13 protein-coding genes are annotated in these 15430 nt (G+C 72.5%); 3 read left to right on the top strand and 10 right to left on the bottom strand.

Going from position 1 to position 15430, the window contains the following annotated elements; genetic code table 11:
- Positions 1 to 63 precede the first annotated feature (63 nt).
- The gene (locus AB0H83_RS38105; protein ID WP_360103877.1) at positions 64 to 1542 is read left to right on the top strand and encodes an arabinofuranosidase catalytic domain-containing protein; all 1479 of its coding nucleotides are present in this window, start codon (positions 64 to 66) and stop codon (positions 1540 to 1542) included.
- 366 nt (positions 1543 to 1908) lie between these two features.
- Here AB0H83_RS38105 and AB0H83_RS38100 read toward each other — a convergent pair whose 3' ends face one another.
- From AB0H83_RS38100 to AB0H83_RS38085, 4 genes are all read right to left on the bottom strand, one after another.
- Positions 1909 to 2808 carry a carbohydrate ABC transporter permease gene (locus AB0H83_RS38100; protein WP_360103874.1) on the bottom strand — a complete coding sequence of 300 codons (900 nt, stop codon included), beginning with the start codon at positions 2806 to 2808 and terminating at the stop codon, positions 1909 to 1911.
- Positions 2805 to 3641 carry a sugar ABC transporter permease gene (locus AB0H83_RS38095; protein WP_360104056.1) on the bottom strand — a complete coding sequence of 279 codons (837 nt, stop codon included), beginning with the start codon at positions 3639 to 3641 and terminating at the stop codon, positions 2805 to 2807. Before AB0H83_RS38095 ends, AB0H83_RS38100 begins: the two co-directional genes overlap by 4 nt.
- 189 nt (positions 3642 to 3830) lie before the next feature.
- A complete protein-coding gene (locus AB0H83_RS38090) occupies positions 3831 to 5099 on the bottom strand; it encodes an extracellular solute-binding protein (RefSeq protein WP_360103871.1) in 1269 nt (422 codons plus the stop codon).
- 443 nt (positions 5100 to 5542) lie between these two features.
- Positions 5543 to 7813: an Hsp70 family protein gene (locus AB0H83_RS38085; RefSeq protein WP_360103868.1), complete on the bottom strand. Its 2271-nt coding sequence runs from the start codon at positions 7811 to 7813 to the stop codon at positions 5543 to 5545.
- A 119-nt stretch (positions 7814 to 7932) separates the two neighbouring features.
- On the opposite strand from AB0H83_RS38085, the gene AB0H83_RS38080 reads away from it, so the two are divergent.
- Positions 7933 to 8079 (top strand): hypothetical protein, encoded by a 147-nt coding sequence (locus AB0H83_RS38080; protein WP_360103864.1) that lies wholly within the window; start codon positions 7933 to 7935, stop codon positions 8077 to 8079.
- Between the two features lie 263 nt (positions 8080 to 8342).
- Here AB0H83_RS38080 and AB0H83_RS38075 read toward each other — a convergent pair whose 3' ends face one another.
- On the bottom strand, positions 8343 to 9959 hold the full coding sequence (locus AB0H83_RS38075) for an extracellular solute-binding protein (RefSeq protein ID WP_360103861.1): 1617 nt from the start codon (positions 9957 to 9959) through the stop codon (positions 8343 to 8345).
- Positions 9960 to 10225: 266 nt separating this feature from the next.
- Positions 10226 to 11305 (bottom strand): cation diffusion facilitator family transporter, encoded by a 1080-nt coding sequence (locus tag AB0H83_RS38070; protein WP_360103858.1) that lies wholly within the window; start codon positions 11303 to 11305, stop codon positions 10226 to 10228.
- A 72-nt stretch (positions 11306 to 11377) separates the two neighbouring features.
- Here AB0H83_RS38070 and AB0H83_RS38065 point away from each other — a divergent pair, with 72 nt between their 5' ends.
- Positions 11378 to 11734, top strand: a complete 357-nt coding sequence (locus AB0H83_RS38065) for a metalloregulator ArsR/SmtB family transcription factor (protein WP_360103855.1) — start codon at positions 11378 to 11380, stop codon at positions 11732 to 11734.
- 4 nt (positions 11735 to 11738) lie between these two features.
- On the opposite strand, the gene AB0H83_RS38060 is transcribed toward AB0H83_RS38065, so the two are convergent.
- From AB0H83_RS38060 to AB0H83_RS38045, 4 genes are read right to left on the bottom strand one after another with little or no spacing between them, the layout of a single operon-like run.
- On the bottom strand, positions 11739 to 12611 hold the full coding sequence (locus AB0H83_RS38060; RefSeq protein ID WP_360103852.1) for a metal ABC transporter permease: 873 nt from the start codon (positions 12609 to 12611) through the stop codon (positions 11739 to 11741).
- Positions 12598 to 13485, bottom strand: a complete 888-nt coding sequence (locus AB0H83_RS38055) for a metal ABC transporter permease (RefSeq protein WP_360103849.1) — start codon at positions 13483 to 13485, stop codon at positions 12598 to 12600. The genes AB0H83_RS38060 and AB0H83_RS38055 overlap by 14 nt, the downstream gene beginning before the upstream one ends.
- Before the next feature lie 9 nt (positions 13486 to 13494).
- The gene (locus tag AB0H83_RS38050; protein WP_360103846.1) at positions 13495 to 14250 is read right to left on the bottom strand and encodes a metal ABC transporter ATP-binding protein; all 756 of its coding nucleotides are present in this window, start codon (positions 14248 to 14250) and stop codon (positions 13495 to 13497) included.
- Positions 14243 to 15193: a metal ABC transporter substrate-binding protein gene (locus AB0H83_RS38045; RefSeq protein WP_360103843.1), complete on the bottom strand. Its 951-nt coding sequence runs from the start codon at positions 15191 to 15193 to the stop codon at positions 14243 to 14245. The genes AB0H83_RS38050 and AB0H83_RS38045 overlap by 8 nt, the downstream gene beginning before the upstream one ends.
- Positions 15194 to 15430 lie beyond the last annotated feature (237 nt).

The following is a 15430-nucleotide window of genomic DNA, read 5'->3' as shown; positions in this document are numbered from 1 at the left end:
GCCTTGGCAGCGCGACCCCGGTCACGCACCGCGCTGCCGTACACCCCCTGAAAGAGGCGCAGCATGAATCTGCGGTCCCTGCGGCGAACAGCCTTCGCCGCCGCCACGGCGCTCGTCGCCGCGGCCCTGGTCGCCCTGCCGGACACCGCGCGGGCGGCCGGCACCTCGTCCTGCGACATCTACGCCGGCGGCGGCACCCCGTGCGTCGCCGCGCACAGCACGACCCGGGCGCTGTTCGGCGCGTACAACGGCCCGCTCTACCAGGTGCGGCGCTGGTCCGACGGCGCGACGGCGAACATCGGCCTGCTCAGCGCCGGCGGCTACGCCAACGCCGCCGCGCAGGACTCGTTCTGTGCCGGCACCTACTGCACGATCGTGCGCATCTACGACCAGACCTCGCGCCACAACGACCTCACGATCGCGCCCGGCGGCGGCGCCAACCCGACCCCCGACCAGGGCGCGAACGCCGCGGCGCTGCCCGTGACCGCCGGCGGGCACAAGGTGTACGGCGTGTACATCTCCGCCGGCAACGGCTACCGCAACAACGCCACCAACGGCGTCGCCACCGGCAGCCAGCCCGAGGGCATGTACATGGTCACCGAGGGCACCCACGTCAACGACCGCTGCTGCTTCGACTACGGCAACGCCGAGACGAACAACATGGACACCGGCAACGGCGACATGGACGCCATCTACTTCGGCACCCTGTGCTGGTTCTCGCCCTGCGCGGGCGGGCCGAGGGTCGCCGCGGACCTGGAGAACGGCCTGTTCGCCGGCGGCAACGGCTCGTGGACGTCCAACACCGGCCGCAGCAGCGCGTTCGTGACGGCGATGCTGAAGAACAACGGCACCACCACGTACGCCATCAAGGACGGCAACGCGCAGTCCGGCGGGCTCGCCACCCGGTACAACGGCGGGCTGCCCACCCAGGCCGGGTACCGGCCGATGACCAAGCAGGGCGCCATCATCCTGGGCATCGGCGGCGACAACAGCAACGGCTCGGTCGGCTCGTTCTTCGAGGGCGTCATGACCAGCGGCTACCCCAGCGACGCCACGGAGAACGCGGTGCAGGCCAACATCGTGGCCGTCGGGTACAGCAAGAGCGTCACGTTCCCGGTCAACGGTGCCACGTACCGGCTGACGAACCTCGCCAGCGGCAAGGTCCTCGACGTGGTCAACTGCGGCACCGCCAACGGCACGCAGATCGATGTGTGGCAGTCGCTGGGCAACACGTGCCAGCAGTGGCGGTTCAACAGCGTCGGGCCCAACAAGTGGACCGTCACGAACGTCAACGCCAACAAGGTCCTCGACGCCGTCAACTGCGGCCTGGCGCTCGGCACAGCCACGAACCTGTGGCAGTCACTGGGCAACACCTGCCAGCAGTGGGCCGTCATCCCCGCCGGCAACGGCCGCTACGAGCTCGTCGTCGAGAACAGCGGCATGGTGCTGGACGACCAGAACTGCGGCACCGCGAACGGCACCAAGGTGCAGCTCTGGATGTGGCTGAACAACACCTGCCAGCTCTGGCAGATCGCACCGTAGGACCCGGTGCCGTGGCGCGGTCCCCCGGGCCGAGCCACGGCACTGCCCGCGGAGCCCCGGGCCACCATCCGCTCGTGGAAGCGCTGGTCGACGGTCCACACGCGGCTGCCGGTGACCCAGCCGCCGCCGTGCAGCCACAGCAGCACCGGGAACGGGCCGTCGCCCGGGGGCACGTGCAGGTCGAGGTGCAGCGGCCGGTAGCCGATCGGGGCCGACACCACGCAGTTGGCGTGGGTGAGCGTCGGGCGCGGGACGGGCACGGGGTACGGCTCGGTCACCGGCCCGAGCTTACCGACGGCGTGCGCCGCGCCGCACGGTCCGCGCGCCGGTGTCGCACCGGACGGCCGGGCCGTCCGGCGCGACACGTCAGCTCTTGACGGAGCCCGCCATCAGCCCGCCGATGAACCAGCGGCCCAGCACGATGTAGACGACCAGCGTCGGCAGCGACGCGATGAGGGCGCCCGCCATCGAGGCCGCGTAGTCCGGGGACTGCGCGCCGGCGAGGGCGTTGAGGGCGATCGTGATCGGGCCGTTGCGGGTGTTGGACATGAAGATGGCGAACAGGTAGTCGTTCCACGACGACGTGAACTGCCAGATGACCGTGACCACGAAGCCGGGCGCGGACAGCGGCAGGATCACCGAGCCGAACGTGCGCAGCATGCCCGCGCCGTCGACCCGGCTGGCCTCGATGAGCTCGACGGGCACGGTCGTGGCGTAGTAGTTGCGGAAGATCAGGGTGCAGATCGGGATGCCGTAGACGCAGTGCACGAACACCAGGGTCGGGATGCCCGGCGGGAGGCCGATCTCGTGCACGATCTGCCGCAGCGGGATCATGACGGCCTGGTACGGGATGAACATGCCGAACAGGATCAGCGTGAACACCACGTCGGCGCCGGGGAAGCGCCACCGGGACAGCACGAAACCGTTGGCGGCGCCGAGGATCGAGGAGATGGCCGCGACCGGGACCGCGAGCTCGAACGTGCGGATGAACGACGGCCGCAGCGACGTCCACGCCTTCTCCCACGAGGCGAACGTCCACTCCTGCGGCAGGTTCCACTGGCCGTTGACGCCGATCTCGCGGCCCGACTTGAGGCTGGTGACGACGAGCACGTACGCCGGCATGAGCACGATGACGAGGAAGAGCAGCAGCAGCCCGTACGTGACGAGCCGCGCGAGCGGGGAGCGGCGGTTGATCCCACCGCCCGGCCGGCGCGCCGGCGCCGTGACGGTCACCGGGGGTGCGGGGGTCACGGTGCTGGCGGTCATGAGCGGCGCTCCACCCGGTTGTTGTAGATGAGGTACGGCACGATCACCACGGCGACGAGCAGCAGCAGGATCACGGAGATCGCCGCGGCCTTGGCGTAGTCGCTGGTGAGCAGCGTCTGCCACACGTACACGGCGGGCACTTCGGTGATCCACTGGGCGCCGGACACCGACATGATGAGGTCGAACATCTTCATCGACATGTGTCCGAGAATGATCAGGGCGGACAGCGCCGTCGGGGTGAGCTGCGGGAAGATGACGTGCCGGTAGAGCTGGTAGCCGGTGGCGCCGTCCATGGCGGCGGCCTCGCGCAGCTCGGCGGGGATGCCGCGGAAGCCGGACAGGAACAGTGCCATCACGTAGCCCGACAGCTGCCAGATCGCGGGCAGCGCCATCGCGGCCATGCCCCAGTCGGGGTCGGTCCACCACGGGTTCTCCAGGAAGCCCAGGTGCAGGTCGTGGAAGATGCGGTTGAGGCCGCCGGCCTGCTCGCCGGTGCCGGAGTTCATCAGCCACCGCCACACCACGCCGGAGGCGACGAACGACACCGCCATCGGGAACAGGTACACGGCGCGGAAGAAGCCTTCTCCGCGCACGCCGCGCTCCAGCAGGAACGCCCACAGCAGGCCCATCAGCAGCGCGCCGAGCATGAACACGACGGTGAAGACGAGCAGGTTCTTCAGCGAGTGCACGAACCGGCCGTTGATGTCCTGCGTGAACAGGTCCACGAAGTTGCGCAGGCCGACGAATCCCTTGCTGCCCAGCGCGTCGTGCTCGTCGGTGAGCGACAGTTTCGTGGTCCAGCCGATGAGGCCGTACACGAAAACGCCGAGCACGACGAGTGACGGCGTCAGCAGGGCGAGGCCGGGCGCCCAGCGGCGCAACCGGGCGGTGGTCTTGGTGCTCAACGTTCTCCCATCACCGCGGTGCCGGGCGGGTCGCGTGGACCCGCCCGGCGACAGCTTCGGTCTCCTCGCCGGCGAACTGCTGCTCGCCGGCGAACCGCTGACTTGCCGGCGAACTGCTTACTTGCCGGCGAACTGCTTTGCCGCGGCGACGAGCGCCTTCTGCAGGCTCGCGACGTCACCGTCGCTGGAGAACTTGCCCTGCGCCGAGCCGACCGCGCCCTGCCAGCCCTGCGAGCAGGCCGAGCCGTGCGGGCACGACGGGACCGGGGTGCCCTTGGCCCAGTCGGCGATCGCGGCCTGCTGGTAGGCCGGGTAGTCGGCGGCGACGGCGTCGGTGCGGGCCGGGATCGAGCCCTTCTTCACGTTGAACGCCTTCTGCCCGGCGGCCGAGCCGAGGGTCCTGAGCCAGCACTTGGTGCCTTCGGCGTTCTTGGCGTTCTTCGGCAGCACGAACGAGTCGGCGAGCCACTGGTAGGCGTTGCCGTTGCCCGGGAACACCGAGTAGCTGTAGTCCTTGAAGTTCTTGGCGTCCAGGTCCGCGGCCTCCCAGTCGCCCATGAGCTGGAACGCGGCCTTGCCCTCCATCAGCAGCTTCTCCGCGTCGGTCCAGTCGAACGTGTCGCGGTCCTTGTTGCTGTACGTGAGCAGCTTCTTGTAGTCGTTGATCGCGTCGGTGATGTCGGCGCCGGCCCAGTCGGTGGAGCCGCTCCACAGCCCGTTGAACTTGTCCGGGCCGAGCTTGGAGATGAGCACCGCCTCGAACAGCATCTGCTGCGTCCAGTCCTTGCCCAGCGCCAGCGGGGCGGCGATCCCCTTGGCCTTCAGCGTGTCCAGCTGCGTGAAGAACTCCGGCAGCGTCGTCGCCGGCGCGGTGATCCCCGCGTTGGCCAGCACGGTCTTGTTGGCCCACAGCACGTTGGCCCGGTGGATGTTCGCCGGCACCGAGTAGATCTTGCCGCCGACGGTGAGGCTGTCCACGAGCCCCTTCGGGAACGCCGTGGTCAGGCCCCATTCCTTGTACTGGGCGCTGAGGTCCTCGATCTGCCCGGCCTTGATGTAGTCGGACAGCTCGGCGCCGGCGTGCGCCTGGAACGTGTCCGGCGGGTCGCTCTGCTGCAGCCGCGACGCGAGGACCTGCTTGGCGTTGGACCCGGCCCCACCGGCGACGGCGCCGTTGACGAACTCGTACTGCGAGCAGTCCGTCTTGAACTGCGCGACGAGCCCGTCGAGGCCGGCCTTCTCACCGCCGTCGGCCCACCACGTGAAGACCTCGACCTTCTTGTTGCCGCTGCTGCCGCCGTCGCCGTCGTCGGCGCCGCAGCCACTCGCCACGAGGGCGAGGGCAAGGCCGGCGACCGTGACGAGCGCACGCGTAGTGACGCGCATGTGTCCTCCTGACCGGGAGTTACGCGGGGTGTTCAGAGATGTCGGGGTGTGATCGAACATGTTCAACCTTGATTGAATGTCCTATCGGGACCTTGGTACCGGGCAGGGGGTTGTGTCAACTCACGGCAATCAAACTGTGATGTGACGGCTCATGAACGACACTTCTGCATCGTCTTGACGAAACCCGGCCCAGGTTCGAACACAAAGATCCACAACCACCCGGGCGGCGCTACGCTCCCCTCGACGTGAAGGAGCTGCTATGTGCGATGGCGGGTGTCGCCGCTGCCATCCGGTTGCCGAGGACGTCACCGAAGGCGACAGCGCGCGACCAGCACTCCCGGCGCTGATCAACGCGGCGCGCGATCGTCCGGGCGCTTGGGGACGGTGGCGGATGAGCGCTTCGTACGACCAAGGCGACGCCGGTGAGCGTGCGGCTCGGCGGTTCAGGCCATGCTGAGCTCGACCGGCACGGTGTTGGCGGGCGACGGGGCGTCCTTGTTGGACGGGCCGAGGTAGCGCAGCTGCAGCACGTACGCGCCGGGCGGCAGCGGGAACGGCACCTCGAACCAGGTCCACCGGTCGCGCCAGACCTCGTCCGGGCCGAGGGCCCTGGCCGAGACGTTCAGCGGGGCCAGGAGGCTGCCGTCGGGCTGCAGGATCCGGAAGTTCAGCGGGCCGACGTCCTGGCCGCCGTCGCCGACCGGGCCCAGGGCCCGCACGTCGAAGCGGCAGGCGACGTACCGGTAGCCGTCCCTGACCTGGCGGTGGGCGTCGTTGACGCCGTCGCCGTCGAGGAGGGCGGCGCTCAGCGTGCACGCCAGGCCGTCGAACCGCAACCGACCGGCGGTCCTGCTGGCGGCGGGCAGCACCTCGCGCGGTTCGAACGTGGTGGCCTGCGTCTGCTCGGCGAAGGGGACGACCGCCAGCGCCTCGGTGTCCTCGCCGATGGTGATGGTGCCGGCCTTGAGGTCGCCGACCTCCGCCGGGTCGATGTCGAAGGTGAACCGGCCGGGGTTGGTCACCTTCGCCGGGACCTGCCCGGCGTCGGCGAGCCGGCCCTTGGTGGTGCGGCCGCCGCTGCTGCGGTAGGTGGCGAAGACGTTGCGGGTCAACGGGTACGACGACAGGTTCTCCACGGTGACGTCGGCGGTGAGGGTACCGTCACCGGCGCCGCCGGGCGGCTGATACGTGACCGTGCCGAACGTGAACTTGGCCGCCGCGTACCACACGACGCGGGACACGGTGATCGACTGGCCGCCGGCCGGCTTGCCGGGGGCGCTGGCGCCGTTGCCCGTGCCGGACGGGCCGCTCCCCTGGTCGCCGGAGCGGCCGGTGGTGGTCTGGTTCCGGATGGCGTACCCGGCGGCCGCGAGCAGGACGAGTGCGACGGCTCCGGCCAGGACCGGTTTCAGCAGGCGCCGGTCCGGTGCGCGCGGGACCGGGTGTGGGGCTGGGTGTGGGGCTGGGTGCGCGGGCGGTGTGAACAGCGGCGGCGCGGCCGAGGCCGGAGCGCCCGACGTCGGACGGGCCGACATCGGAGCGCCCGACACCGGAGCAGCCGACACCGGAACGCCCGACATGGGAACAGCTGACATCGGGGCGCCCGACATGGGCGCTGCCGACATCAACGGCGGCACGGGGTCGGACGCCGCCTTGAGGCTGCCGTAGGCGACCACCAGCTCCGGCTGCTCGATCAGCGTCGGCGCCACCCCGAGCCGCTGGTGCAGCAGCGTCGCCGCGAGCGGGATCCGGCTCGACCCGCCGACGAGGAACAGCCCGGCGATCCGGTCCGGTCGCAGCCCGGCCCGGGTCAGGGTCGCCGCGGTCAGCGTGACCGCCTCCTCCAGCAGCGGCCGGGCCAGCTGCTCGAACTCCTCGCGGGTGAGCTGCACGTCGGTGTCGAACAGCGGCACCCGGACCGTCGCCGTGGGCTGGCGGGAGAGCTGTTCCTTGGCGACGCGGGCCTCGTCGTACAGCTGCTGCCGCCGGCGACGGTCCTCGACGTCCGGGAAGTCGATGAGCCGGCTCCACAGCGCCGGGTCGCGTCCGGCGAGAGGACGCCCGATCCAGTCGACGACCGCCGCGTCCAGGTCGACGCCGCCGAGGGTGTCGGAGCCGTCGGCGCCCAGCACCTGCCAGCCGCCGCCGGGGCTGCGGGCGACGACGCTGGTGTCGAAGGTGCCCGCGCCGAGGTCGAACACGACCAGCGCGTGGCCGTCGGGCACCGGCCGGCGCAGGACGGTGGTGAAGTAGACGGCCGCCGCGACCGGCTCGGGGACCAGCGTGACGGCCGGGAACCCGGCGGCCTGCGCGGCCGCGGTCAGCACCTGCCGGCGCGGCGCCGCCCAGGTGGCGGGGTGGGTGAGCACGACCCGCGACGGGCTGCCGGCGGCGCGCACCGCCTCCTCGCCCACCCGGCGCAGCAGCGCGGCGAAGATGTCGACGACCTGGAACTCCTCGTCGCCGAGCAGGACCGCGCCGTCGTCGACGCGGCGCTTCGGGTGCTGCTCCAGCCGTTGCGGCGCCAGCCGCCCCTCGCGCAGCGCGTCGCGGCCGACGAGCAGGCGGTGGCCGGCGCCACCGTACACGGCGGAGGGCAGCAACGGGCTGGAGTCGAACAGCAGCGGCTGGTCCCGCCCGTCCGGCGTGGCCAGGACGGCGATGGTGTGGGTGGTGCCAAGATCGACCCCGAGGGAGACCTGCCACGGCTGCATGGCAGCAACATATCGGTCGCCGTCAAGATTGAACGCGCCCTTTCCGGGGCAACCCTCTTGGCAGAGGTACGGCGGCCTGCGCGGCCGTCACTGAACGAGCAACTGTGAGGAGCGGATCGATGGCTGAGAACACCAAGCAGACCAGCGCGAAGGCGGCCTCGGCGGCCAGCGACGTGCTGCGCGACCCGAACTCGTCCACCGAGGACAAGCAGGCCGCGGGCAGCGCGCTGGCGCAGAAGGCACCGAAGTCCGGCTCCGGCAAGTGACCCGACGGCGAAGGCCCGGCCGATCCGGCCGGGCCTTCGCCGTGCCGCGGGTTGGCCGGCCATCAGGTCATCTGCGGCCGGCGTCGTCCACATCGGGATGCCTGGCGTGCCACGCGGCCTCTCGTGCGGCAGGAGTTCGGGTTCGTGTTCGATCTGGACGCGGCCCTCGATCGGATGCGGTCCCGCTGAGGCTCAGGGACGACACGCTGCTGGAGATGGCGGTGCCGGAGCCTGCCACACCGGAGCCCTGCTACCGGTGCCGGTCAGTCGTTGATGCCGGTGCGGCCGGGGTCGGCGAGGGTCTCGTCGATGTCGGCGCTGGTGCGGGTCAGGATCGCCTGGACCTGGTCGCGGGTCAGCTCGCCGGGGGCGTGCCACAGCTCGGCGAAGTCCTTGGCGATCACGCTCTCCACGACGATCCAGGCGGCGACCGACGGGTACATGCGGCCGTGGCCGATCATCTCGCGGAACGCGCCGTACGCGGGTTCGGTCTCCAGCTTCGTGCCGGCGACGGCTTCGGTACGGGCGGGCCAGAGGCCGGTGCTCACGGCGTACCGCTGCTGGCTCTGCTTGGCGGTGAGGAACCTGACCCATTCGAAGGCGGCGTCGGGGTGCGCGGCCTCCTTGAGGATCGCGAGGTTGGAGCCGCCGAGGAAGCCGAACCGGCCGGCCTTGCCCGCGGGCAGTGGCGCGGTCGCCCAGCCGGCGCGCAGGCCGGCCCGGTCGGGGTTGGCGAGGAAGTCCCCGACGGACTGGGAGTTGTCGATGGTGACGGCGCCCTGGCCGGCGGCGAACGCGGCGGGCACGCGGTCGGAGACCATCTTGGCGACGGTCGGGTCGTTGTACCGGGCGACGAGCCGCTGGTAGTAGTGCACGGCGTCGACGGCGGCCGGTTCGGCGAGGCGGGACGCGGTGCCGGCCGCGTCGAGCAGGTCGCCGCTGGCGCTCCAGACGAACGGGGCGACGTTGTGGATGATCCCGAACGTGTTCTCGTTGCCGATGGCCAGGGGCGCGACCGGGCTGCCGGCGTCCCGGATGCGTTGCAGGGTCGCCTCCAGCGACTCCCAGGTGGCGAACGCGGTGGCCGGGTCGATCCCGACGGCGGCGAGCACGTCGGTGCGGTAGAACAGTGCCCGGATGTCGATCAGCCACGGCATGGCGGTCGTGTCCGGCGAGCCGATGAGGTGGCTGGAGCTCCAGCTGGCGGCGGTGAAGGCGGCCTGCCCGCCGACCGCGGCGATCTCGGCGGCGTTGTACGGCCGCAGCGCCCCGAGCTCGCTGAAGCCGCCGACCCAGGTGGTGCCGAGCTGGGTGACGTCGGGTCCTTCGCCGCTGGCCGAGGCGGTGCTGAGCCTGGTGAGCGCGTCCTCCCACACCACCCGCACCGGGTTGACGGTGATGTTGGGGTGCGCGGCGTGGAACTGCTCGGCCTCATCGGCGATGGCCTGGTCCTGCAGCGGCCCGCCGGACGGCATGTACCAGAAGTCGATCGTGACCGGCGGCCGGTCCGGCGCGTATCCGACGCTCTGCGGCGCGTCAGCGCCGGCACACCCGGTCAACGCGACCACGGCGACGGCCGCGGCCGCCAGGATTCTCAGCACGCCCTGCTCATCGGCGTCGCCGGCCGCCGCCTGAGCGCTCGGGCCGGACGCCGTGAAAGCGAGCCGGACGGGGGACAAGGACCCGGGTCCGGCGGCACGGCGCGGCTCAGTGCCCGGGCGCCCGGCGGGGCCGCAGGCCGAGGTGCTCGCGCAGCGTGGAGCCGGTGTACCGGTGCGGTAGACGCCGCGCTCCTGCAGCGCCGGCACGAGCAGGTCCACGATGTCGTCGAGGCCGTGCAGCACCACGTACCGCGAGATGTTGAACCCGACGTCACGCACGACGGCGTCGTCCTCTCACGAGTCCCACAGGTCACGCACGACCCGTGCCGCGTCGGCCGCCTCCTGCACACCGCTACGACTCGGCGTACGTCGTCGCCGTCGCCGGCGGCCACGCGGACGACGTCGCTCCCCCGCTGGTCTTCCGGCTGCAGCAGCGCCCCAGGGCAGGCAGCGATGAACGGCCGGGCCGTCACCGTGTACCGGTGGCTGCGCCGGCTCGGCCGACCGGCGTCGGCGGGCCGGCCCTGTTGAGGTGAACCGGCCCGCTACCGGTGGTGCGCCACCGTCGCGTGCGCGGCGGCCGCGGCGGTGCCGGGGTCGGTGTGGATGGTGGCGGTCGTGAGCCGGGGTACGGCGTGCAGCAGGCGGTGCTCCGCCTCCACGGCGATGGCGTGGGCGTCCACGACGCTCAGCGTGTGCGACACCACCACGTCGGTCTCGGCGTGCAGGCGGTGGCCGATCCACCGCATCCGCAGCGCCCCGACCGCGAGGACCCCCGGGGTGCCGGCCAGCGCGTGCCCGGCGGCGGTCACGAGGTCCGGGTCGACGGCGTCCATGAGGCGCCGGTACACCTCGCGGGCCGCGTCCTTGAGCACGAACAGGATCGCGACGGTGATGCCCAGCCCGACGACCGGGTCCGCCCACGGCAGGCCGGCCGCCACGCCGGCGGCGCCGAGCAGCACCGCGAGGGAGGTGAACCCGTCGGCGCGGGCGTGCAGCCCGTCGGCCACGAGCGCGGCGGAGCCGATCCGCCGGCCGACGACGATGCGGTACCGGGCGACGACCTCGTTGCCGGCGAACCCGACGACGCCGGCGGCCGCGACCCACGGCAGGTGGCTGACGGGCGCCGGGTGCAGCAGGCGGCTGACGGCCTCGTACGCGGCGAACCCGGCCGAGGCGGCGACGGTCAGCACGATGACGATCCCGGCGAGGTCCTCGGCGCGGCCGAAGCCGTAGGTGTACCGGCCGGTCGCCGCGCGCCGCCCGACCACGAACGCGACGCCGAGGGGCACCGCGGTGAGGGCGTCGGCGACGTTGTGCATGGTGTCGCCGAGCAGCGCGACCGAGCCGGACAGCACCACGATCAGCGCCTGCACGGCGGCGGTCGCACCGAGCAGCAGCAGCGAGACCCATACGGCGCGGATGCCGTCCTTCGACGCCTCCATCGCGGCGTCGACCTTGCCCGTGGCGTCGTGCGAGTGTGGCGTGAGCAGGTGCCGCAGCCGCCGCGCCCGTCCGTGGTCGTGCCCGTGCCCGTGGTCGTGGTCGTGCCCGTGGTCGTGGTCGTGCGGGTGATGGTGCTCGTGGCGGTGGTGGTCGTGCTGACGGGCGGGGTGCTCGTGCATGGCGGCCCTCCCGGGCGACGATGGGGCGGCGATGGTGGCGGTGCGCGGTCCGCACTGGCAGGATAGGTGCTCATGTACGCACGCGACAACGTTGCACCTGCCGCTGACCTGCAACAACCACCCAGCGGCGCACAGGTCGACGTGGCGGTGACCGCCCTGCGGATGCTCGCCGACCCGACCCGCCTGCGGCTGCTGTGGCACCTGCGCGACGGCGAGCAGGACGTCACCACGCTCACCACCGCCGTCGCCGCGTCCCGCCCCGCCGTGTCCCAGCACCTGGCGAAGCTGCTGCTGGCCGGCCTGGTCAGCGCCCGCCGCGACGGCCGCCGCGTGCTGTACCGGGTCCGCGGCGGCCACGTGCGCCGCCTCGTCACCGAGGCCCTGCACGCCGCCGACCACCACCTGACCGGCGCCCCCGAGCACGACTGACCGGCTACCCGCCCTCCGGAAAGCGGCCGGCATCCGGGCGAGCCGTCCCGGCCGGCCGGCGGGCCCGCCATCGGGTGAGCAGGCTGTCGCGGCGCCCGACGAGCATGGAGACCGCGAAGCAGCCGGTGGCGGTCAGGCTGATCGCCGCGCCGGCCGCGACGTCCAAGCCGCGCGACAGCAGCAGGCCGCCGGTTGTGCTGGTCACCGCGATGCCGGCCGCGGCGGCGGTCATGGTGCCGATCCGGTCGGTCCACAGCCGGGCGGCGCCGGCCGGGGCGACGACCAGCGCCAGGGTGAGGATGGTGCCGGCGGCGGGCACGGCGGTGACGACGACCGCGCAGATGAGCAGCAGCACGCCGAGGTCGACGGCGCCGGTGCGGTACCCGGCGGCCCGGGCGCCGTCGCGGTCGAATGCCGTGTACGCCAGCACCCTGCCGGCCAGGGCCAGGCTGAGCGCGACGGCGGCGGTGACGGCCGCGGCGACCGCGAGGTCCTCGGTGGTGACGGTGAGGATCGACCCGACCAGGTACGCGGTGAGGTCCTTGGTGAAGCCACGCTGCGCGGACAGCAGCACGACGCCGAGGGCGAACCCGGCGGCGAGCGCCACGGCGGTCGCGGTGCTCGGGTCGTGGCCGCGGCGGCGGGACAGCGCGACGACCGCGAGCGCGGCGAGAACGCCAGCGGCGGCGCCGCCGAGGTACAGGTCGACGCCGACGACCGCGGCGACGACGACGCCGGGGAACGTGGCGTGCGTCATCGCCATGGTGAAGAACGCCAGCCGCCGCAGCACGACCTGCACGCCGAGCAGCCCGGCGGCGAGACCGACCAGGACCGCCTCGATCAGGGCCCGGTGGAACGCGACGTCAAGCCACGGCATCGGGCGGCCTCCGGCGGTGGGCGGCCCGGGTGGCGAGCCGGCGGGCGGGCGGGACGAGCAGGGCCAGCAGGTACAGCGCGACGAGGGCGAGCACGACGGTGCCGCCGCTGGCCAGCCGCAGGCCGTGGGTGACGGAGGCGTGGTAGCTGACGGCGAGGCCGAGGTAGCCGGCCGCGGCCGTGGCGACGACCCCGACGGCGGCGATCACCGCGAGGCGGTCCGAGAGGAGCCGTCCCGTTGCCGCCGGTACGACCAGCAGCGCCACGACGAGGATCGTGCCGACGGACTGCGCGGCCGCGACGACCACGAGGGCGATGCTCATGGTGAGGGTCAGGTCCAGCAGCCAGACGCGGTAGCCCATGGCGGCTGCGGTCTGCGGGTCGAACGCGCGCAGCCGCAGCTCCTTGGCCAGCGCCGCGAGGGTGGTCAGCACGACGGCGGCCACGGCCGCGGTCTGCGCCAGCTGGGCGGGCGTGACGGCGAGGAGCCGGCCGAACAGCAACGCCGTGAGGTCGGCACGGTAGGACGCGCGCCGCGACACGAGTACGACACCGACGGCGAACATGGCGACGAGCAGCACCGCCATGGCGGTGTCGTCGGTGACCCGCCGGGACCGGGTGAGCAGGGTCAGCAGCGCCGCGGTGACGGCGGCGGCAGCCAGCGCGCCGGGGAAGACGCCGCCGGGGCCGCCGCCGAGGAACCCGATGACGACGCCGGGGAAGACAGTGTGGGTCATGGTGTCGGCGACGAACCCGAGCCGCCGGATGAGCACGAAGACGCTCACCACCCCGGCGAGCAGGGCCAGCAGCAGCAGTTCGCCGAGGGCGCGGCCCATGAAGGGCGCGGTGAACGGCGCAATGAGGACGGCGTGCACGCGGGCTCCTCACGGCCGGGCGACGATGACCCGGTCGCCGCGCAGTTCGAGGGCCTGGCTGCCGTACGCGGCGCGCAGCAGGGCCGGGGTGAGGACCTCGCCGACCGGGCCGAAGCCGTACACGTGCCGGTTGATCAGGCAGGCGGCATCGCAGGCGAGGTGGGCGAGGGCCAGGTCGTGGGTGCTGATGACGGCGGCGGCGCCCTGCCGGGTGAGGGCACCGATCGCCGCCAGCAGCGCGTCCTGGCTGACCGCGTCGACGCCGTTGAACGGCTCGTCGAGCAGCAGCAGCCGGGGCTGCTGGGCGATGGCGCGGGCCAGCAGGACGCGCTGGCGCTGGCCGCCGGACAGCGTGCCGAACCGGGCCCGGGCCCGCTCGGCCAGGCCGACCAGGTCCAGGGCGTCGGCGGCGATGCGCCGGTCGGTGCGGCCGGGGCGGCGCAGCCAGCCGGTGCGGCGGTAGCGGCCCATGAGCATGACCTGCGCGACGGAGATCGGGAACTGCAGGTCGAGCGTGTCGGCCTGTGGGACGTACGCGACCTCGCGGCGGGCACCGGCCGGGGCCCCGCCGAGCACGGTGATCGTGCCGGCGGTGACCGGTGCCAGACCGAGGACGGCCCTGATGAGGGTGGACTTGCCGGCGCCGTTGGGGCCGATCAGCGCCACGGTCTCACCGGCGCGGACCTGGCCGGTGACGTCGTGCAGGACCGGGGTGCCGTCGTAGCCGACGGTGGCCCGCTCGAGGTGCAGGGCGGGGTCAGCCACCGAGGGCCCGCACGATCGTGTCGGTGTTGTGCTCCTCCATCTTGAGGTACGTGTCGCCGGCGGAGCCCTCCGGGCCGAGGGTGTCGCCGTACAGGGCGTCCTCGCCGGCGACGACCTTCACCCCGGCCTGCTTCGCGATCGCCTCGGCGGTCTTCGGCGGCAGCGAGCTCTCGGAGAACACCGCCTTGGCGCCGGTCTGCTTGATCTTGGCGACGATGTCGTCGACGTCCTTGGCGGACAGTTCGGCGGAGGTGTCGAAGCTGGGGATGATCGAGCCGACGAACTGCAGCTGGTACCGGTCGATGTAATAGCCGAACGCGTCGTGGTTGGTGACGAGCTTGCGGTCTCCGGCGGGCAGCCGGCCGAGCTTCGCGGCGATGTCGGCGTCGAGGGCGTCGAGCTTCACGCTGTAGCCGGCGAGGTTCTTCGCGAACGCGGCGGCGTCGGCGGGCGCGGCCGCGGCGAACGCCTGCTCGATGGTCTGGACCATGCGTTTGGCGTTGCGCGGGTCGTGCCAGATGTGCGGGTCGCCGTGCTCGGCCTCCTCGCCCTCGCCCTTGCGGATCTGGACGCCGGTGCTGGCGTCGACGGTAGTGCCGCGGAAGCCGGCGGAGGCGATGGTCGCCTCGAGCCAGCCCTCCAGGCCGACGCCGTTCTTGACGAGGACCTTGGCGGCGCCGATGGCGGTGAGGTCGGCCGGGGTCGGCTCGTAGTCGTGCGGGTCGATGTTGGGTCTGATGATCTGGGTGACGGTGACCCGGTCGCCGCCGATGTTGCGGGCGAAGTCGGCGACCTGCGTGGTGGTCGCGACGACGGCGAGCCGGGTGCCGGCGCCGCTCGCGGGTTGCGCGGTGGAGGCCGGGTCGGCGCCGCACGCGGCCAGCGCGGCGGCGAGCGCGGTGAGGACGGTGGCGACTGCGGGTGATCGCCGGCGAAGCTGCATGTCGGTGGCTCCTTGAAGACGAGTCGGTGCGGTGCCGCCGACACCGACGGGCACAACACCGGACGCTACTCGTTTTCATTTTCAATAACGAGCCGTCGCATCGCGATGTGCGCATGCGCTGGCGCGACGTGGGCGGGTCCGCCGGCCGGCCAGAACGCGCCGCCGACCCGGGACCATGCCGTTCCGCAGGTCGTGCAGGTCCATGCCTGCCCGACGCCCGGCGCGCCGTAGTGGGCG

The organism is Dactylosporangium sp. NPDC050688, assembly GCF_040654515.1.
In the GTDB taxonomy this organism is placed as follows: Bacteria; Actinomycetota; Actinomycetes; order Mycobacteriales; family Micromonosporaceae; genus Dactylosporangium.
The sequence above is the reverse complement of the archived record's forward strand: the minus strand, read 5'-3'. Positions and strand labels throughout refer to the sequence as shown.

What these genes read in the sequence shown, in the direction of transcription:
- AB0H83_RS38105 (WP_360103877.1), top strand. Translation starts at nt 64, where the DNA reads ATGAATCTGCGGTCCCTGCGGCGAACAGCCTTCGCCGCCGCCACGGCG.
- AB0H83_RS38100 (WP_360103874.1), bottom strand. Translation starts at nt 2,808, where the DNA reads ATGACCGCCAGCACCGTGACCCCCGCACCCCCGGTGACCGTCACGGCG.
- AB0H83_RS38090 (WP_360103871.1), bottom strand. Translation starts at nt 5,099, where the DNA reads ATGCGCGTCACTACGCGTGCGCTCGTCACGGTCGCCGGCCTTGCCCTC.
- AB0H83_RS38085 (WP_360103868.1), bottom strand. Translation starts at nt 7,813, where the DNA reads ATGCAGCCGTGGCAGGTCTCCCTCGGGGTCGATCTTGGCACCACCCAC.
- AB0H83_RS38080 (WP_360103864.1), top strand. Translation starts at nt 7,933, where the DNA reads ATGGCTGAGAACACCAAGCAGACCAGCGCGAAGGCGGCCTCGGCGGCC.
- AB0H83_RS38070 (WP_360103858.1), bottom strand. Translation starts at nt 11,305, where the DNA reads ATGCACGAGCACCCCGCCCGTCAGCACGACCACCACCGCCACGAGCAC.
- AB0H83_RS38065 (WP_360103855.1), top strand. Translation starts at nt 11,378, where the DNA reads ATGTACGCACGCGACAACGTTGCACCTGCCGCTGACCTGCAACAACCA.
- AB0H83_RS38060 (WP_360103852.1), bottom strand. Translation starts at nt 12,611, where the DNA reads ATGCCGTGGCTTGACGTCGCGTTCCACCGGGCCCTGATCGAGGCGGTC.
- AB0H83_RS38045 (WP_360103843.1), bottom strand. Translation starts at nt 15,193, where the DNA reads ATGCAGCTTCGCCGGCGATCACCCGCAGTCGCCACCGTCCTCACCGCG.